Here is an 18,423-nt window from a genome sequence, read left to right as displayed (position 1 = left end):
AAGGAAAGCACTTAATGTGCTTTCCGTCTTGCGCAGGACTGTAGAGCAGGAAAGTTCATGTGCGCCGCCCGGCTCCCGCGACTCTCAGGGGTATCTCTCATGCAAAAACTTTTGTCTGATAAAGTCCGAGGTTAATGGCGTTCTATACCGTAAATTTCAAAAAAGTTGAAAATTCATTACATTTGTACGTTGACTTTAGGTAACTAAAGTTTCATACTGCTTTTCATCCACTGGGGGATGTGAACACGCACGGAACGTTCACATCATGATCGAAGAGGATTTCTTAGACATGTTCACGCATCAGCTAAACATTATCAGCGTAGTAATTATCTGATGCGGGTTAGCACATACAGCTAGCCCGTACGATAACGGGCGGCTGATGAAGATGAGGGCCGTCGAGCGCAACCGACGGCCCTCATTTTTTATGTCTAGGAAGTTCTTTTTAGAGGAGGAAATGTAATGAACGGAGTTTTGCTCATGGTTGTGGCCGCGGCGGTGCTCGCCTGTGGCTATCTGGGCTACGGTCGCTGGCTGGCAAATAAGTGGGGCGTTGACAAGGATGCCCTCACGCCGGCCAAGCGCATGAAGGACGGCAAGAGCTTCTCGCCCGTTTCCGCCTTCACCGCGTTCTCGCACCAGTTCAGCTCGATCTGCGGTGCCGGCCCTGTCACGGGCACGATTGTCGCCATGGCCTTTGGCTGGCTGCCCGTCGTGCTTTGGGTTCTCGTCGGCGGCATCTTCTTTGGCGCCGTCCACGACTTTGGCGCCCTGTACGCCTCGATGAAGAACAACGGCAAGTCCCTGGCTCAGCTCATCGAGAAGTACATCGGCAAGACCGGTCGTCGCCTGTTCCTGCTGTTCTGCTGGCTGTTCTGCATCATCGTCATCGCCGCTTTCACCGACATGGTCTGCAAGACGTTCATGTTCACCCCGGCCGTTGACGCTTCTGGTGCTGCTACCGGTGCCATCGACTTCACCAAGTCCTATGCCGCCGGCTGCGCTGGTACCATCTCCATCCTGTTCACCTTCGTCGCGATCGCCTTTGGTTGGGCTCAGAAGAAGTTCAACCTCACCGGCGCTGCCGAGTTCGTCACCGGCGTGGTGCTCATGGTTCTCATGTTTGCCGTCGGTATGCAGTTCCCGGTCTACCTGGATAAGTTCCAGTGGTTCGCCGTCGTCATGGTCTACCTGGTCTTTGCCGGCGCCATGCCCATCCAGATGCTCAAGACCCCGCGTGACTACCTCACCTCGATCATGATGATCGTCATGATCGCCTGCGCTGTCCTCGGCATCGTCGTCCTGGGCGTCAACGGCCAGGCCACTATCACCGCTCCGGCCTTTACCGGCTTCTCTAGCGCTTCTGGCATGATGTTCCCGGTCCTGTTTGTCTCCGTTGCCTGCGGCGCTCTCTCTGGTTTCCACAGCCTCGTTTCTTCCGGTACCTCCTCCAAGCAGGTCGAGAAGGAGCAGGACGCCGTCAAGGTTGGTTACGGCGCCATGATCGTCGAGTCCTTCGTCGGCATCCTTGCCATCATCGTCGCCGGCATCATGTTCTCCGACATGAACACCGCCGGTACCGGCGCCCTCAACGCCGGCGTCGCTTCCACCCCGTTCCAGATCTTCGCCGCTGGCATCTCCCGCGGTATGCAGGCCTTCGGCGTTAACGGCACGCTCGCAACCGTCTTCATGACCATGAACGTCTCCGCACTGGCCCTGACCTCGCTCGATGCCGTTGCCCGCATCGCCCGCACCTCGTTCTCCGAGTTCTTTGCCCAGACCAACGACGCCTTGGCCATCGAGTCCAAGGCCGGCTACATGAAGGTCCTCGGCAATCCCTGGTTCGCCACGGTCGTTACCCTGCTTCCTGGCCTCGCCCTCGCCTTTGGTGGCTATGCCAACATCTGGCCGCTCTTTGGTGCTTCCAACCAGCTGCTCGGCGGTATGACCATGATCACCCTCGCCGTGTTCTGCAAGTGCACCGGCCGCAAGGGCTGGATGCTCTACGTGCCCGTCGCCTTCCTGCTCTGCTGCACCTTCACCTCGCTGGTCCAGAGCGCCATGGGCTGCATGACCGCCGTCCAGGCCTACGGCTTCTTCGGCACCATCCCGGCTACCGCCACCACGGCCGCCGTCTCCGTCGCCGCCACCAAGGGCCTGCAGCTCGTCTTCGCCGTCCTGCTGATGGTCCTGGGCCTCATCGTCGCCGTCAACTGCCTCAAGGAGTTCTTCGGCAAGGAGGCCGGCTCCATGCCCGACGAGGAGCCCGAGTGGTCCGAGATGGGCAAGGCCGAGTACGGTCGCGCCGCTGCCGCTGAAGCTCCTGCCGACGCCGAGGCCGCCAAGGCCTAGTCAGCTTGATGGACTAACCGTTCCATCCATATGACTCGGAAAGACCGGGTCCGCGACTTCGCGGGCTCGGTCTTTTTTTCATGCGAAAGCGGGTGACGCTCGAGTGTTCTCGCAGATGTTTTGCGTGAATAAGGGCGCGCGTTGTACCATATAAACGTATATGTGTACATATGAAAGGGGCCCCGTGGCCAAGACGGTATATTCCGATAATCAAAACAATGTCGATGCTTTGGCTGAGCGCCTGAGCAGCCAGACGTCGCTTTCTGCCGAGCGCGCCAAGCTGGTTGCCTACGACCTGCTCTGCCGCAAGGCGCTCAAGATCAAGTCGAGCGCGCTGGCGCAGATTTTCCGCTCCGTCGATAAGGAATGCGACACCAAGGCGATGCGCGATGAGCTTATCGCGGCAAATATCGTGACCAAGATTGAGGGTAGCGGCATTAACGGGCGTCCGGCGTTCTATACCATCAATGCCGAGATTCGCGATGTTCAGGAACAGCTTGCCGAGGCTGCCGAAGAGGTCGTCGAGGACGTTGTCGAGGTGCCTGCTGAGGCGGCAATAGCTCCGCGCGAGCATGTCGATACCGACGAGCTGCTTGACGAGAACGTCGTTCGCGCCTTTACGGCCAAGGCGGGACGCGGCGGTTTTGGCGGGGGTGGCAAGCGCGATGCGCAGCGCCGCGCCCAGCAGGAGCGCTTCCGCCGCGCCGTAGCTCAAAAGGGTGAGACGGATGTCGAGGCCGTCGAGGAAAAGCCCGTCGGGATGCGGGAGCCGACTCGCACTCAAGAGCATGCTGAGATCCAGGAGCCCAAGCGTCGCCGCGGTGCGCATTTTAGGGCCGAGCAGCAGGATGTTGCGCTCGAGGCCGAAGAGACTGCCGAGGTTGCGGACGATTCCGAGAAGCCGGCCAAGAAGGCCTCAGACTCGTGTCGTCCCGGTCGCGGCTTTGCAGGTCGCGCGTACCCCATAAAGCGCCAGGAGAAGGTTAATCAGGTTCCGGAGGTGCGGGCCGAGAAGGCCGTGAAGCCTGCCGAGTCGGAAGTTCGTGAACAGAAGCCTGTTGATGAGCAGGTTGCGTCCGATACGGAGACCCAGGGCCAGCAGTCTACTGATGAGCAGACGGAGCAGGGCGCATCGAGCAAGCCTCGCCGCCGTCGCCATCGTGGGGGCCGCAGTTCCCATGCCGAGACTGCAACCGAGAAGATCACGCCGCGGGACGAGGATGTGAAGGCCGAGGTTTCTGCGGGGCAGCCTAAGCGCCAGCCAGCGAAGGAGAGCAAGTCCGATCGTCCGCAGAAGCAGGCGTCTATGCCGAAGCGCGAGCGCAATTCCCAAGGCGATTCTAAGCGCAAGTCTCAGAAGAAGCCGGAGTCTGCCGCAGTAGATACTGCTGCCCAGCAGCCCGAGTCGGCAGCCCACGGCGAGGTCTCGGCGTTTGCTCTTGCCCGCGTTTTAGGCAGGCAGCTGCTCAAAGTTGTCCCTACGCCTATGGCGCTCTCTAAGATCAAGGAGCAGCAGACACAGATCGTAAAGGTCGAGGGCAAGGACGGCAAAAAGGCTCCGCAGCGCGCTCAGCACAACGAGATGTCCAACCGCAAGATTGCCGAGGAGATTGCGACCATCCAGGCTTGGATTGAGCAGAACCGAGGTGCCGACACGCCGGTCGCTTCGCGTCGCCAGCGCGCCTACCAGATCTTTAACGACGAGAAGGCCTTTGACGGTAAGCACGGTGAGCGCCTGATTAAGCGCATGGCCGAAAAGGGCATCAGCATGCAGGCGATTAAGGTTGCCCCCAACCGCCCCGTGCACTTTACGGGTTTCTTTACGCTGGGCGCCGACAAGCCGTTCATTATGGTCGAGAACCTGGACACCTACGACGAGATCGTCAAGCTGCTGCGTGGCCGCAAGCACGCCAAGCTCTTTGGCATCAAGGTGGGCGGCGTGATTTTTGGCGGCGGATGCAAGGCGAGCGTCTCGCATGCCCTGGACGATTATCTGGCCGAGATTGGCTATCGCTTTAACTACGTCTACTACGTGGGCGATATCGATCGCGAGGGCGCGCGCATCGTCGAGCAGACTCGCAATGCCAATGTGGTTGAGATTCGCCTGCATGCCGGCATGTACCGCGCCATGCTCGCCGAGCATAAACGTCGCGTGAAGGCCGGCGGCGAGTGCGAGCCCGCGGCTGCCAACCAGGGCGTGCCGCAGAACCTGGCGGCCACGATCAAAGACCTGCCCATGGTTACGCGCGTGCAGTTCCGCAACGTGCTGCGCGAAGGCGGGCGCATTCCGCAGGAGATCCTGATGACCGCTGACTATCGGGATGGCGACTCGGGAAGCTTCGACCGCATGCTGAACAATTAGTTCCGCCGGCCCCGGGAGAGCGGGGACACCGACTTAGGTTTCCTGCTCTAGAGTCCTGCTCACGATGGAGGCCACATTAAGTGGCCTCCTGTTCGTGCGGAACTGGGCTGATATTTTCTAGATGTAAGGCGCTCTTGGTTCTAATGGGCTTGGGGCGCCTGTATTTTGAGGGTGGATTTTTGGGACATGCCTGAAAATCTACCTTTTGCAACTTTTCGTTCTGTAGGAGAAGCTATGACCGGCACTTTGGGAGCGTCCCTAAGTGCCGGTTTGGCTGGAAAGTCGAGATGCGGGGAGCCCGTTGCTGGTATGGGACGGAGGGATTCCGCGTCCGCCTTTTCGGCGGCCGCGTCCCGCTGCGTCGCTTCGCTCCTTGCGTGCTGCGCTGGAAAACGCTTCGCGTTTCCTCAGCTCCGCACCCTTGCGGGTTCGAATCCCTCCGTTTGCTCACAAGAAAGCGCCCTGGGCTGATGAAAGCTCAGGGCGCTCAGTTACCTTGGCTGGGACGGAGGGATTCGAACCCCCAACAGCCGGCACCAAAAACCGGAGTTCTACCGTTGAACTACGTCCCAATGTGTGGTGTTGCCCAAAAGCAACTCGTCTAGTTTACCTAATCTGCGAGGGCATCGCAAACGCCATCGAGCAGGCGTACGGCGAGCGTCTGCGCGTCGCTGGCCGTGAAGGTGCCGTTGTAGCGCGTCATGCCCGTGAGCTCAATGCGAATGCGAGCCGGCTTCTGCTGCGCGGCGACATTGGCGGTGCGGATGCGCTGGGCCAGGTTGTGGCACTCGGCGAGGGCAATCGTGGCGCGCGGTGCGGCGTCGGCGGGCAGCTCGTCGCTTGCGATTTCGAGCACCAGGTCAACGTCGGTTGGGACCTCGGAGTCGCAGAGCATCATGCCGCTGTTGTCGGTCGTTGCCGTGGCGATATTCCACATGCGCGACGCAACGCTGCGTGCGATGGGGTCCTCGCCGATAACGGCAATCTGAAAGCGCTCAAGCACATTGGCGGCACGGGCAAAACCGATACGCGACTCGGCCTCGGTGACCGAGGGCTTACCCTCCCACACATGGTGCAGGCGGTTGATGTAGGCGTAGGTGTCCTGGAAGGCCATGCCGTCGGCAAACAGACCGACATTTTCCTGGAACTGCTGCAGGGCGGCCTCGGTATGCGGGCCAAAGTAGCCGTCGTCCTCGCCGCAGGCAAAGCCCAAAACGTTCAGAGCGCGCTGCAGGGCCTGCACATCGGCGCCATGGAAATTGGGCATGCGCAGATAGAGGGTGCGGTCGCCCAGCTTATACGAGGCGTCTACCAGGGCGCTCCAGCAGGGGATATCGACGGCGCTGCCGGCGGCAAGGCCGCTATCGAGCCTAAAGGTGCCAACAGCCTGCTCGGTGGTGGTGCCAAAGCGCTTGTCGGCGACCTCGGCGTCGTCGATTGTATAGCCGAGCTGCAGAAGGCGGGACTGGACGTCCTCGACGGCTGCTCCCTGCATGCCCGTAGTAATAGGTTCCATGAACGAACCCCTTTCGGCGTACCATTCGTACTATTTTGAGCGTGTGTCGGATAGACAACGCGAGACAATTTATAAACATGCACTCAACAGTGTAGCAAGTTGTACCCAAATACGCTGCTGACAGGTTTTATAACCCCCGCTAGTTAAGGCGCTCCACAAAGAAATCTGCCATGGAGAGGAATAGCTCGCGTGCATGCGGGTCGAGCTCGACGCCTTCGATGGCGGCCTTGGCCTTAGCGGTCAGGTCCAGCGCGTAGGTGTGGGCGTAATCGATGGAGCCGGTCTCCTGGAAGATCTCCACGGCGCGTGCGAGCTGCGCGGGATCATCGGTGCCCGAGGAAAGAATCGCCTCGACCTCGTTGTGGTGGCGCTCATCAGAGAGGGCGTGTACGGCGACGAGCGTACGCTTGCCCTCGGTGATGTCGGTACGGAAGTCCTTATTGGCGGTTTCCTTGGTGCCAACAAGGTTGAGCAGGTCGTCCTGGATTTGGAAGGCAAGACCGGTGTGCAGGCCAAAGGTGCGCAGCGCCTCGATTTGCTCATCGCTGCCGCCGCCAATAATGGCTCCGGCGGCAAGCGGCGTCGCTCCGCTGTAAAACGCGGTCTTGTGCGTCGCCATGTCCAGGTAGTCATCAACCGAGATATCAAAGCGCTCATCACGGACCCAACCCAGGTCGAGCGCTTGGCCCTCGATGGTGCGGACGATCATCTCGGTAAGCTCGTGGAGCACGCGCACCTTCACGTTGGACTCCAGCGTGGGGTCGTCGAGAACCGTCTTGGTGACCATGGTGAGCGCTAGGTCGCCACAATTGATGGCAAGGCCCGTGCCCTCGGTAAGGTGCATGCAGGGCTTGCCTCGACGAAGCTGTCCGTTGTCGGCGATGTCGTCGTGGATTAGCGCGCCCGACTGGAAATGCTCGATGGCTGCCGCGGCGCTGCGGGCGCTCTCAAAGCTGCCGCCTACCGCGGTGGCGGCGAGCATGCAGATGAGCGGGCGGTGGCGCTTGCCAGCGTTTGCCGTAAATGCCGAGAGCGGGGTATACAGGTAGCGCTCGATATCGGCGGAAGTCGCCTGTCCGTCAAAGAACGTGGCCAGATAGTCGTTAATCTGGTCAAAGTGCTGGGCTAAAAAGCTAGTAAACGGACTGGACACGGGTTCTCGCATTCTTTGATAGGTTGCATCGTTGCATTATGCAGACAACATATTGCCACATTAGGGCGTCGAGCGCGGCGGTTGAAGACGATTGGTCCATGCGGCCGCAAGTGCGGTAGGGGCTTGGCTAGATAAGCCCAAAGTGTTCGAGCGCGGTGACGACGCCGTCGTGGTCGATGCTGTCGGTGACATAGTCGGCCTTTTCCTTGAGGAAGTCCGGTGCGTTGCCCATGGCGATACCGACATCGACGGCGTTCATCAGCGAGATGTCATTGCTGGCATCACCGATGCCATACACCGTTCCATGGTTGGGGTCGAGAGCGTCGAGTACGGACTGGATACCCTCGCGCTTGGTGCATTCGCGAGGCGAAATCTCGGTCACTTCGAGCTCGAGCTCGTTAAAGCAGAGCAGCGGCTCAAACGCTTGATCCTGAGCGATGCGGTTGGCAAGCGACGTAGACATTAAGATCTTGTAGGCGCTGTAATGTTGCAGCTGCGTAATTGCATCGCCCACGGTGCGGGCGTATCCGGGGGCGTCGGGCGCATCGGCACTCATGCGAACGACGCCATTGAGTCCCTCAAAACGAATCACTTCGTCCGATTGCTCAAGAATGGGAGCAAGGCGCTGCAGCATGCCGGGCGTCATCGCCAAATCGCGAATCACGTGTCCCTCAAGTTCGACATAGCCACCCGCGAGGCAGACGATGCCGGTCCAGGGCAGCTCGAGCAGCTTTGGATGGATGCAGCTCAGCGTGCGCCCTGTGCAGATAAACGCCATATTGTCCTTGGCGACAAAATCACGGATGGCTTGCGAGACCGCTTCATTGGGATAGGGGGAGAGGTCTCGCTCGCCCTCGGGAAGCTCTTGTGCCACTCGAGGGTCTTGCCAGGCGAGTGTTCCGTCGATATCGAAGAAGCAGATATCGCCGCGCTTATGGGCTGCGCTGGCGGCAGGGGAGGCCGAGGTGGTGGGCACAAATCCCGGCTCGAGGCCCATGATCTGGTCAAAATGCTCTTTAACGCGGGGAACGGAGATGCCGATAATCACCTGGGCGGTCTTGCCCGTAATGATGAGGCCCTTGGCGCCCACCGCGACAAACGACGCATTATCTGCAACGATGGAAGGGTCTGCGACCTCGACGCGCAGGCGCGTGGCGCAGTTGGTTGCGCCCACGATATTGCCAACGCCACCTAAAAGCTGAATTACCCGCTCAGCGAGGACGTGATCTTGATCGGATTGAATACTGACCTCGCCATTGGGAGATTGCTCTTTGACAAAGCCGCTTCCCGTTAAACGATCGATTGCCGCGCGATTGGAGGCATGATCCTCGCGGCCCGGCGTCTTAAGGTCATAGACCAAGATGAGTGCTCGAAAACTAACAAAAAAGATGAGGCTAAAGGCAAGACCGATACCGAGCGCCAAAAGGTAGGAGCTGGCATGCATTCGCATGAGTGGGATGAAGTTGAAGGCCGTCATTTCCATGAGACCGCCCGAGAAGATGCCGACGATGCCAAAGAAGTTCATGGTCATGGCAAGGCAGGAGGATAGGACGGCGTAGAGCAAAAAGAGTCCAGGATAGGTGAACATAAAGAGAAACTCGAGCGGCTCGGTGACACCGCAGACCACCGAGGCGACGATGGCGGGCAAAAGGATGACCTTAAGGCCGGCGCGGCGTTCGGGTTTGGCGGTGAAATAGAATGCTGCCGCGATGGCGGGAAGGCCAAAGAGCTTGCCCCAGCCGGTGGCGGTAAAACCTGCCCAGGGCGCAAGTTCATTTAAAGGGCGCGTGCTATGGGAGAGAATGGGGAGCAGGTTGGTCCACGTGGCGTAAATACCGTCGTGAATGACCAGATTGTCGTAATAGATGGGCATATAGAGCAGGTGGTGCAGCCCCATGGGCTCGAGTGCTCGCTCCAAAAACACAAAGATGCCCACGCCGAAGGGGCCGACGCCCGCAAGTGCGTGGCGCAGCGTTTCGGTTACAGCGTATGCGAAGGGCACGATGGCGGCCGAGATGGCGGCAAGGGCAAACACGGCAAAAAAGCTGATGAGGTAGACCAGCGAGGAACCCGAGAAGGTGCCGAGCCAATCGGGAACCTTGGCATCGTAGAAGCGGTCATGGATGGCGACGACGGTTGCCGATACCGCCAGCGGGCCGATAATGCCGGTGTCGAGCGTCTTGATGCCGTCGATGACGGTGATGCCGCTGGCGGGGGTTAAAGACGACGGGTACTTAAGTCCAAGGTTGTCGCCGCTCAGCTTAATGATCTCGCTCAAAAAGAAACAGTAGGCAAAATAGGCTACGAGCGCCTCGAGGCAGCAGCGTGCCGGTTGCTTTTGGGCAAGGCCGATGGGCAGCGCTACGGCAAAAAGGAGTGGAAGGCGCTTAAAGACCGTCCACGAGCCGCGCTGAATGATAGTCCAGAAAACGTACCAGGGGGTTCCGTATACGGCGAGGTCGCCGACGATATCCACGGTCGTGGCGAGGGCGGAGATGCCGACCATGAGGCCTGATATAGAAAACAGCATGGCGGGCGCGAACATGGCTCCGCCAAAACGTTGGATTTTCTGCAGCATAATATGCCTTCCGGATGCAACATGCTGTGCGAGCAAGAACGTTTAAACAATGAACTCATTGTAGAGGACTGGCTGCTTGCCGCATTGACGGTTTTGATTCGGTCCGATTTGGGTTTCGGGGGAACCGTCGACGGTAAATAATCCGTGCTTTACCGATAATCGGTTTAAACAACCCAAAGAAATGCTATCGTGCCTAGCCATACATATTCATTAGAGGTGAAGTCATGCCAAAAGCGATATACGAAGGAATCTACCGAGAAATACGCTCGCGCATCATTAATGGGACCTATGCGTTTCAGGAGATGCTGCCAACCGAAGCTGAGTTGACCGCGGAGTTCGGATGTACTCGCAATACCGTCCGTCGCGCCTTGGGTATGCTGGCCGACGGGATGTTTGTGCAGCCCATACACGGCAAGGGCGTGCGCGTTATTTGGCTTAAGGGCGAAACCGACATGTTGGGCGCACTCGAAGAGGTTGAGTCGTTTGGCGAGTTCGCAAAACGCAACAATGCCGTTGCATCGACCGAGGTCAAGTCTTTTGAACATTTGATTTGCACCGAGCAACTCTCTCGTCGCCTGGGCTTTAAGGTGGGCGAGGAGTTGATTCGCGTAGTGCGTGTCCGAAGCCTCAACGGCAGTGCGCGCCAAGTGGACCATGGCTACTTTTTGGCGTCGATCGCCAAGGGCCTGACCCCCGAGATCGCGGCGGATTCTATCTACGGCTATCTGGAGCACAAGCGCGGCGTCAAAGTGATGGCGAGCCGCCGTACGGTGAGCGTCGAGCTTGCCAACGATGAGGACTGCAGCTACTTGGACCTTGGCAAGTACAACTGTGTCGCTGTCATGGAGAGCCAGTCGTACACCTCGGACGGCATCTTGTTCGAGGTCACGCATGCCCGCACGCATCCCGAGATCTTCCACTACCGCGTCAACTCCAAGCGATAGCCGGCTAGCTCGCAGCCTGACGAGACTACTCATGCCCCCAAAGAGAAAACGCCCGGTCAAACCGACGATGCATCGGCTTGACCGGGCGTTTTCTCTGCATTCGATAACAAATAATTGTTTATACAAAACTTGTCAAGTATCAAGTTGAAATTACCGTTTACCGAAGTTTTTCTACCGCTCTAGTAATACTTGTTCAAACAACTTTCTAAATAGCGTATCGTACAAAACAGCAAAAGGGGCAAAGTCCCCGAGCCAATCTCCGAAGGCGGCGGCAAAGGGTGCCGCCACGGTGTGAAAGGGTGGATTGTAATGAAGAACGAAATGAGCAGAAGGCAGTTCCTGGGCTTCGCTGGTTCCGCGGCTGCGGTTCTTGGTCTGGGTCTTGTGGGCTGCGGTGGCTCCGCCGGCTCCGGCTCCTCTGCTTCTGGTGACGCTGCCGAGGTCTACTTCCTCCAATTCAAGCCCGAGGTCGACAAGGAGTGGAAGGAGATCGCCAAGGCGTACAAGAAGGAGAAGGGCGTCGAGGTCAAGATCGTGACCGCCGCCTCCAACACCTACGAGGAGAAGCTCAAGTCCGAGATGTCCAAGAGCTCCGCTCCGACGCTGTTCCAGGTCAACGGCCCCACCGGTCTTAAGAACTGGAAGGATTACTGCGCCGATCTGTCCGACACCAAGCTCCGCGGCGAGCTCATCGACGACTCCCTGGCTCTGCAGTCCGACGGCAAGGATCTGGGTATCGACTGGGTTCAGGAGAGCTACGGCATCATCTACAACAAGGAGCTCCTCGAGAAGGCTGGCTACAAGGCCGAGGACATCAACTCCTTCGACAAGCTGAAGGCTTGCGCCGATGACATCCAGGCCCGCAAGGACGAGCTCGGCGTTGACGGTGCCTTCACTTCCGCCGGCATGGATGACTCCTCCAGCTGGCGCTACACCACCCACCTCGCCAACCTCCCGCTCTACTACGAGTTCGAGAAGGAGCACAACCAGGAGGACGACGAGATCAAGGGCGAGTATCTCGACAACTTTAAGCAGATCTTCGACCTGTACATCACCGACTCCACCTGCGATCCTTCGCAGCTCGCCTCCAAGACCGGTGACGACGCCACTAACGAGTTCGCAACCGGCAAGGCCGTCTTCTACCAGAACGGCTCTTGGGCCTACGCCGACCTCACCAAGGCCGGTATGACCGACGACCAGCTCGGCATGCTGCCGATCTACATCGGCGTCGACGGCGAGGAGAACCAGGGCCTGTGCTCCGGCGGCGAGAACTACTGGTGCGTCAGCTCCCAGGCTTCCGAGGATGCCCAGAAGGCCACCGAGGACTTCATGTATTGGTGCGTCACTTCTGACACCGCCACCAGCATCATCGCTGACAAGATGGGTCTGACCGCCCCGTTCAAGAGCGCTAAGGAGACCACCAACGTCTTCTCGCAGCAGGCCGTTGCTATGGCCAAGGATGGCAAGAAGACCGTTGCTTGGGACTTCGTTTACATCCCCTCTGAGGAGTGGAAGAAGAACCTCAAGCAGGCTCTCATCGCTTATGCTGCCGACAACACCAAGTGGGACGGCGTCAAGAATGCCTTCGTCGATGGCTGGAAGACCGAGAAGGCTGCTTCCGAGTAAGCAGTTGCTGCCCAAGCTATCTGATTAGCGACAGGGGGCGGGCAGACGTAGGTTTGCCCGCCCCCTGCATATTGAAAGGACCCTTCTATGGGCAAAGCACTCAAGCGCTGGTGGCCGCTCTTTATGCTGCCCACGTGCCTGGCGTTTATGATCGGGTTCGTGATTCCCTTTATCCAGGGTTTCTATCTCTCGTTCTGCCAGTTTATTACCATCAATAACGCGCACTTTGTCGGTATCGAGAACTACGTGCGCGCACTGACCGACCCGCAGTTCTCCACGTCGTTCTTCTTTACCGTGGCGTTTGCCTTCCTGTCGACGGTGCTCATCAACGTGATCGCGCTGGCCATTGCGCAGGCGCTCACCCGCAAGGCGCTCAAGGGCACCAACATCTTCCGTACGATTTTCTTTATGCCTAACCTGATCGGCGGCATTGTGCTGGGTTACATTTGGCAGATTCTGATCAACTGCCTGCTCTCCAACGTGGGTGCCCAGCTTATCGCCCTCAACTCCGCCGCTGGCTTCTGGGGCCTTATCATCCTGACCCTGTGGCAACAGGTCGGCTACATGATGATCATCTACATCGCCGGTCTGCAGTCCATCCCGTCTGACTACATCGAGGCCGCCAAGGTCGATGGCGCTACGGCATGGCAGACGTTTTGGAAGGTTAAGATCCCCAACCTGATGCCGACCATCACCATCTGCCTGTTCCTGTCCATCACCAACGGCTTTAAGCTGTTCGACCAGAACCTCGCCCTTACCGGTGGCGCTCCGGCGCACTCCACCGAGATGCTCGCCCTGAACATCTACAACACGTTCTATTCGCGTGCTGGCATCGCATGGCAGGGCATCGGTCAGGCCAAGGCAGTTATCTTCTGCATCCTGGTTGTCGCTATTTCTATGATCCAGCTTAAGGCCACGAGGTCCAAGGAGGTGCAGCAGTAATGAAACGCGATAAGGCTATCAACCGCGCGCTCTCGATCTTCTTTACGATCCTGTCGCTCGCATGGATCTACCCCGTGTTCATGATTGCGCTCAATTCCTTTAAGAAAGCGACCGCAATCAGCACCACCACGGCGTTCGATCTGCTCACGCCCGAGACGTTCAACGGCCTCGCAAACTACGTGCACGCTCTGAACGAGCAGGGCTTTGCCTCGGCATTTATGTATTCGCTCATCATCACGGTCACGTCGGTCGTGCTGATCTTGGTGTGCTGCTCCATGTGCGCTTGGTACGTGGTGCGCGTCAACAGCAAGATCTCGAACTTCTTCTATTACCTGTTCGTCTTCTCGATGGTCGTGCCCTTCCAGATGCTCATGTTCACGCTGTCCAACCTCGCGGACCGCATCGGCTTTAACACGCCGTTTAACATCTGCTTCATCTACCTTGGTTTTGGCGCGGGCCTCGCGGTCTTTATGTTCGCCGGCTTTGTAAAGAACATCCCGCTCGAGATCGAAGAGGCGGCCATGATCGACGGCTGCAACCCGGTCCAGGTGTTCTTTAAGATCGTCCTTCCCATTATGAAGCCCACCTATCTTTCGGTCGGTATCCTTGAGACCATGTGGGTCTGGAACGACTATCTGCTGCCCTACCTTACGCTCGACTCCACCAAGTACAAGACCATTCCTATCTTGATCCAGTACTTCCGTGGCGGCTATGGCCACGTCGAGCTCGGCCCCATGATGGCATGCATCATGATGGTCGTCATCCCCATCGTCATCATGTACATCTTCTGCCAGAAGTACATCATTGACGGCGTTGTGGCAGGTGCCGTCAAGGGCTGATGCCGTAACTGTTTTGCAAGTTTTGGCGGCGCCCCTCAGCGCGGCGCCGCGTATCGAAAGGTAAAGACATGGCCGAGATCGTTCTCAAACATGTTCAGAAGGTGTATCCCAACAACGAGTCAAAAAAGAAGGGCTTCTTTGGCAAAAAGAAGAAGACCGAGGAGAAGAAGCACAACCTTAAGGTTACCGAGGACGGTGTGCTTGCTGTAGAGGACTTCAACCTCACCGTTCACGACCAGGAGTTCATCGTCCTCGTTGGCCCCTCTGGCTGCGGTAAGTCCACGACGATGCGCATGATCGCCGGCCTGGAGGACATCACCTCGGGCGATGTGCTCATCGATGGCAAGCGCGTCAACGACGTCGCTCCCAAGGACCGCGACATCGCCATGGTGTTCCAGAGCTATGCTCTGTATCCCAATATGACGGTGTACGAGAACATGGCGTTTACGCTCGAGCTCAAGAAAGTCCCCAAGGACGAGATCGACCGCAAGGTCCGCTCCGCTGCCGAGATCCTGGGTATTACCGAGTACCTCGACCGTAAGCCCAAGGCGCTTTCGGGCGGTCAGCGTCAGCGCGTCGCCATCGGCCGAGCCATCGTGCGTGACCCCAAGGTCTTCCTGATGGACGAGCCGCTGTCCAACCTGGACGCCAAGTTGCGTAACCAGATGCGCGCCGAGCTCATTAAGCTGCGTCACGAGATCAAGGGTACCTTCATCTACGTTACCCACGACCAGACCGAGGCTATGACCCTCGGCGACCGTATCGTGGTCATGAAGGACGGCGTCGTCCAGCAGATCGCCACGCCGCAGGAGGTCTTCAACCATCCCGCGAACATCTTCGTCGCCGGCTTCATCGGCGTGCCGCAGATGAACTTCTTCGATGCCCAGCTGGTGCGCTCGGGCAACGGCTTTACCGTCAAGACCGAGGATATGAACGTGGCGCTCGCCCCCGAGACTTGCGCACAGCTTGCCCTCAACTGGGACGGCGGCGACGTGAAGGAGATTACGGCCGGCGTGCGTCCCGAGCAGATCCTGCTTGCCGACAAGGGCGAGGAGGGTGCGCTCCAGGGCACCGTCGAGGTGACCGAGCTCATGGGCTCGACCGAGCATGTCCACGTGACCGCTCCCGACGGCCAGTTTGTCCTGATTATCCCCGTCGTCGACCTCGAGGCCAAGGGCGCGCTCAAGGCGGGCAACCCCATCTGGTTCAAGTTCGAGAAGAATGCGACCCACCTCTTCGATAAGGTCTCTGGCAAGAACCTTATCTAGGCCCGGTGCATCCAGGCCCTCCCTTTGGGCGACTGCGGTATTACCATCCTTTTGCCGCGGTCACATATAAGGCTCCCCTCCCGTCCACTGGGCGAGAGGGGAGCCTTTCTTTGTGTTGGGGCTGTCTGGCCGGTCGTTTGTCTCGATCTGTAACAGGTGGGGCCGATTTCGGACGTTAGATGTTACAGATCGAGACGGTTCCGCTGAGCTAACCATTTCATCTAAATCTGTAACACCAAAGACGAATTTCAGCTGCTAGATGTTACAGATTGAGATATTGCTGCGGGACGATTCCGTTTGTCTCGATCTGTAACAGGAAGAAGCAATTTTAGGTGCCAGATGTTACAGATTGAGATGAACTCAGATGGACGGTTTTGATTGTCTCGTTCTGTAACGGGCGGTGCCAATTCTGCTGGCTAGTTGTTACAGATCGAGATTGTTTGGCAGAGTCGGGTCACAGGGTAACGTGCGGGCACAAAAAACGGAGCCGTGTTGCCACGACTCCGTTTCTCAAGAGGATGGGTAAGGGGAATGAGCTAGCTCAGGTGCCAGATCTCGTCGTTGTACTGGGAGATCGTACGGTCGGACGAGAAGGTGCCGGCGTTGGCGATATTGATGAGCGCCTTGCGCATCCAAGCGTCCTGGTCCTCGTAGTCGGCCAGCACGCGCTCCTTGGTCTGGATGTACTCCTCAATGTCGAGCAGGGCCATAAACCAGTCCTTGCCCTTGATGTCGTCGTGCAGACGCTGCAGGCGCTCCGCGTTGCCGGTCGCCATAAAGGCGGGGTTGGTGATGAAGTCCACCAGCAGTTTGATGCCGGGCTTGCGGTAGAGTGCGCCGGCATCGTAGGTGCCGTCGGCGTAGAGCTGCTCGACCTGCTTGGACGAGGCGCCAAAGGTGTAGATGTTCTCGTCGCCCACGAGCTCGGCAATCTCCACGTTGGCACCGTCGAGCGTGCACAGGGTTAGGGCGCCGTTGAGCATGAACTTCATGTTGGAGGTGCCGCTTGCCTCCTTGGAGGCCAGGCTGATCTGCTCGGAGATGTCAGCGGCGGGGATCACGCGCTCGGCGGCGGTGACGTTATAGTTCTCGATCATGACAACCTGCAGGTAGGGAGCCACGTCGGGGTCGTTTGCAATCCACTGCGACAGCGTCAGGATCAGGTGAATGATGTCCTGGGCGATGGTGTAGGCAGGTGCCGCCTTGCCGCCAAAGATGATGGTGACGGGGTGAGCGGGCTTGTTGCCGTTCTTGATGTCGAGATACTTCCAGATGATGTAGAGCGCGAGCATCTGCTGGCGCTTATACTCGTGGATGCGCTTGACCTGAACATCGATGATGGCGTTGGAGGGAATGGTCACGCCCTGCTCGAGCGCCATGAACTGGCGCATGATGCTCTTGGCCTCGACTTTGGTGGCAGCCAGGCGCTCAAGAACGTCCTTGTCGTCGGCGAATTCGGCGAGCTTGCTCAGATCGCCGGTGCTGCGCCAATCGGTGCCGATCACATCGTCGAGCAGGCTGGCGAGCGCGGGGTTGGCACCATGGATCCAGCGGCGGAAGGTGATGCCGTTGGTCTTGTTGGAGAACTTCTCGGGATAGATCTCGTAGAACGGATGAAGCTCGGTGTCCTCAAGTATCTTGGTGTGGAGGGCGGCTACGCCGTTGATGGAGAAGCCAAAGTGGATGTCCATGTGGGCCATGTGGACGGTGTTGTATTCGTCGATGATGGCGACGCGCGGGTCATCGTGCTCGGCCTTCGCGATCTCATCGAGCTTGACGATAATGTCGGCGATGGCAGGGGAGACCTTCTGCAGGCTGGCGAGCGGCCACTTCTCGAGGGCCTCGGCAAGAATCGTGTGGTTAGTGTAGGCGACCATGGAGCGTACGATGGTCACGGCCTCGTCAAACTCGATGCCATGCTCGGTGGTGAGCAAGCGAACGAGCTCGGGAATGACCATGGTGGGATGCGTATCGTTGATCTGGACCACGGCGTAGTCGGCCAGATCGTGCAGGTTACTGCCGCGCTCGACAGCCTCGTCGATCAGGAGCTGGGCAGCGTTGCTCACCATGAAGTACTCCTGGTAGATGCGAAGCAGACGGCCCTGCTCGTCGGAATCATCCGGATAGAGGAACAGGGTGAGGTTCTTGGCGATCTCGGTCTTATCGAAGTCGATGGAGCTGCCGGGTACCAGGCCATCGTCGACACTTGCCAGGTCAAACAGGCGCAGGCGGTTCTTGGTGGGCTGGCCGTAACCAGGCACATCGATGTTGACGAGCTTGGAGGTGACGGCAAAATCGTCAAACTCAACGGTGTAGGAGCGGTCGTCATCGACCAGGATGTCCTGCTCGCCAAGCCACTCATCGGGGACGGCCTTCTGCTGCTTATCGACAAAGCGCTGGCGGAACAGGCCGTAATGGTAGTTGAGGCCCACACCGTCTCCGGTAAGGCCCAGCGTGGCGATGGAATCCAGGAAGCATGCGGCCAGACGGCCCAAGCCACCGTTGCCCAGCGACGGCTCGACCTCAAACTCCTCGATCTTGTTGAGGTCGTGACCGGCGGCAGTGAGCTGATCCTTAACCTCGTCGTAGATGCCAAGGTCGATCATGTTGTTGATGAGCAGCTTGCCAATCAAAAACTCGGCAGAGATGTAGTAGAGCTTTTTCTTGCCATTGTTGAGCGGGCAGGCGGAAGAGCGCTCCTGCACGAGCTTGACCAGCAGCTTGTAAATGCGACGGTCGTCGAGCTGCTCGAGCGAGGTGCCAAAAGACTGCTCGGCGAGTTCCATGAGGTTAATTTGGGGCATGTTTCCTCCTGTAATGGGTTGATTACATGTCTGCAATTCATA

Annotated in this window: 11 protein-coding genes and 1 tRNA gene; 7 read left to right on the top strand and 5 right to left on the bottom strand. The window is 58.4% G+C overall.

Translation table 11 applies throughout. The annotated features are described in order from the left end of the window. Window positions 1–459 precede the first annotated feature (459 nt). Both DWX63_RS09860 and DWX63_RS09855 read left to right on the top strand, forming a co-directional pair. Entirely contained in the window at window positions 460–2,349 is a 1,890-nt protein-coding gene (locus DWX63_RS09860) for a carbon starvation protein A (RefSeq protein ID WP_117743784.1), read from the top strand. Between the two features lie 184 nt (window positions 2,350–2,533). Further along, on the top strand, window positions 2,534–4,711 hold the full coding sequence (locus tag DWX63_RS09855) for a hypothetical protein (protein WP_117843605.1): 2,178 nt from the start codon (window positions 2,534–2,536) through the stop codon (window positions 4,709–4,711). A 497-nt stretch (window positions 4,712–5,208) separates the two neighbouring features. On the opposite strand, the gene DWX63_RS09850 is transcribed toward DWX63_RS09855, so the two are convergent. The 4 genes from DWX63_RS09850 to DWX63_RS11320 all read right to left on the bottom strand — a co-directional run bounded on the left by DWX63_RS09850 (window position 5,209) and on the right by DWX63_RS11320 (window position 9,925). Further along, window positions 5,209–5,283 (bottom strand) — tRNA-Gln (locus DWX63_RS09850). 38 nt (window positions 5,284–5,321) lie between these two features. Further along, a complete protein-coding gene (locus tag DWX63_RS09845) occupies window positions 5,322–6,227 on the bottom strand; it encodes a peptidoglycan-binding protein (RefSeq protein ID WP_199406666.1) in 906 nt (301 codons plus the stop codon). A 139-nt stretch (window positions 6,228–6,366) separates the two neighbouring features. Continuing rightward, entirely contained in the window at window positions 6,367–7,380 is a 1,014-nt protein-coding gene (locus DWX63_RS09840) for a polyprenyl synthetase family protein (protein WP_117735677.1), read from the bottom strand. A gap of 127 nt (window positions 7,381–7,507) precedes the next feature. Continuing rightward, complete coding sequence (locus DWX63_RS11320; protein ID WP_255413249.1) at window positions 7,508–9,925, bottom strand: PTS transporter subunit EIIC; 2,418 nt, start codon at window positions 9,923–9,925, stop codon at window positions 7,508–7,510. Window positions 9,926–10,182: 257 nt separating this feature from the next. Here DWX63_RS11320 and DWX63_RS09830 point away from each other — a divergent pair, with 257 nt between their 5' ends. The 5 genes from DWX63_RS09830 (at window position 10,183) to DWX63_RS09810 (ending at window position 15,577) form a co-directional block, all read left to right on the top strand. Next, complete coding sequence (locus DWX63_RS09830; protein WP_117799369.1) at window positions 10,183–10,902, top strand: GntR family transcriptional regulator; 720 nt, start codon at window positions 10,183–10,185, stop codon at window positions 10,900–10,902. A gap of 309 nt (window positions 10,903–11,211) precedes the next feature. Further along, complete coding sequence (locus tag DWX63_RS09825) at window positions 11,212–12,528, top strand: ABC transporter substrate-binding protein (RefSeq protein ID WP_055252173.1); 1,317 nt, start codon at window positions 11,212–11,214, stop codon at window positions 12,526–12,528. Between the two features lie 87 nt (window positions 12,529–12,615). Further along, window positions 12,616–13,470: a carbohydrate ABC transporter permease gene (locus DWX63_RS09820; RefSeq protein ID WP_099432301.1), complete on the top strand. Its 855-nt coding sequence runs from the start codon at window positions 12,616–12,618 to the stop codon at window positions 13,468–13,470. Further along, window positions 13,470–14,309 carry a carbohydrate ABC transporter permease gene (locus DWX63_RS09815; protein WP_117584245.1) on the top strand — a complete coding sequence of 280 codons (840 nt, stop codon included), beginning with the start codon at window positions 13,470–13,472 and terminating at the stop codon, window positions 14,307–14,309. The genes DWX63_RS09820 and DWX63_RS09815 overlap by 1 nt, the downstream gene beginning before the upstream one ends. A gap of 68 nt (window positions 14,310–14,377) precedes the next feature. Further along, window positions 14,378–15,577, top strand: a complete 1,200-nt coding sequence (locus DWX63_RS09810; protein WP_117843604.1) for an ABC transporter ATP-binding protein — start codon at window positions 14,378–14,380, stop codon at window positions 15,575–15,577. Window positions 15,578–16,113: 536 nt separating this feature from the next. Here the strand turns inward: DWX63_RS09810 and glgP are convergent. Further along, the gene (glgP, locus tag DWX63_RS09805) at window positions 16,114–18,381 is read right to left on the bottom strand and encodes a glycogen/starch/alpha-glucan family phosphorylase (protein WP_117843603.1); all 2,268 of its coding nucleotides are present in this window, start codon (window positions 18,379–18,381) and stop codon (window positions 16,114–16,116) included. Between the last annotated feature and the right edge of the window lie 42 nt (window positions 18,382–18,423).

Origin of the sequence: Collinsella sp. AF20-14LB, assembly GCF_003459505.1 — a bacterium.
Taxonomy (GTDB): domain Bacteria; phylum Actinomycetota; class Coriobacteriia; order Coriobacteriales; family Coriobacteriaceae; genus Collinsella.
This window is presented reverse-complemented; position numbering and strand designations above follow the sequence as displayed.

Coding starts and splice junctions, on each gene's coding strand:
- DWX63_RS09860 (WP_117743784.1), top strand. CDS start 460: ATGAACGGAGTTTTGCTCATGGTTGTGGCCGCGGCGGTGCTCGCCTGT.
- DWX63_RS09845 (WP_199406666.1), bottom strand. CDS start 6,227: ATGGAACCTATTACTACGGGCATGCAGGGAGCAGCCGTCGAGGACGTC.
- DWX63_RS11320 (WP_255413249.1), bottom strand. CDS start 9,925: ATGTTCGCGCCCGCCATGCTGTTTTCTATATCAGGCCTCATGGTCGGC.
- DWX63_RS09830 (WP_117799369.1), top strand. CDS start 10,183: ATGCCAAAAGCGATATACGAAGGAATCTACCGAGAAATACGCTCGCGC.
- DWX63_RS09825 (WP_055252173.1), top strand. CDS start 11,212: ATGAAGAACGAAATGAGCAGAAGGCAGTTCCTGGGCTTCGCTGGTTCC.
- DWX63_RS09820 (WP_099432301.1), top strand. CDS start 12,616: ATGGGCAAAGCACTCAAGCGCTGGTGGCCGCTCTTTATGCTGCCCACG.
- DWX63_RS09815 (WP_117584245.1), top strand. CDS start 13,470: ATGAAACGCGATAAGGCTATCAACCGCGCGCTCTCGATCTTCTTTACG.
- DWX63_RS09810 (WP_117843604.1), top strand. CDS start 14,378: ATGGCCGAGATCGTTCTCAAACATGTTCAGAAGGTGTATCCCAACAAC.
- glgP (WP_117843603.1), bottom strand. CDS start 18,381: ATGCCCCAAATTAACCTCATGGAACTCGCCGAGCAGTCTTTTGGCACC.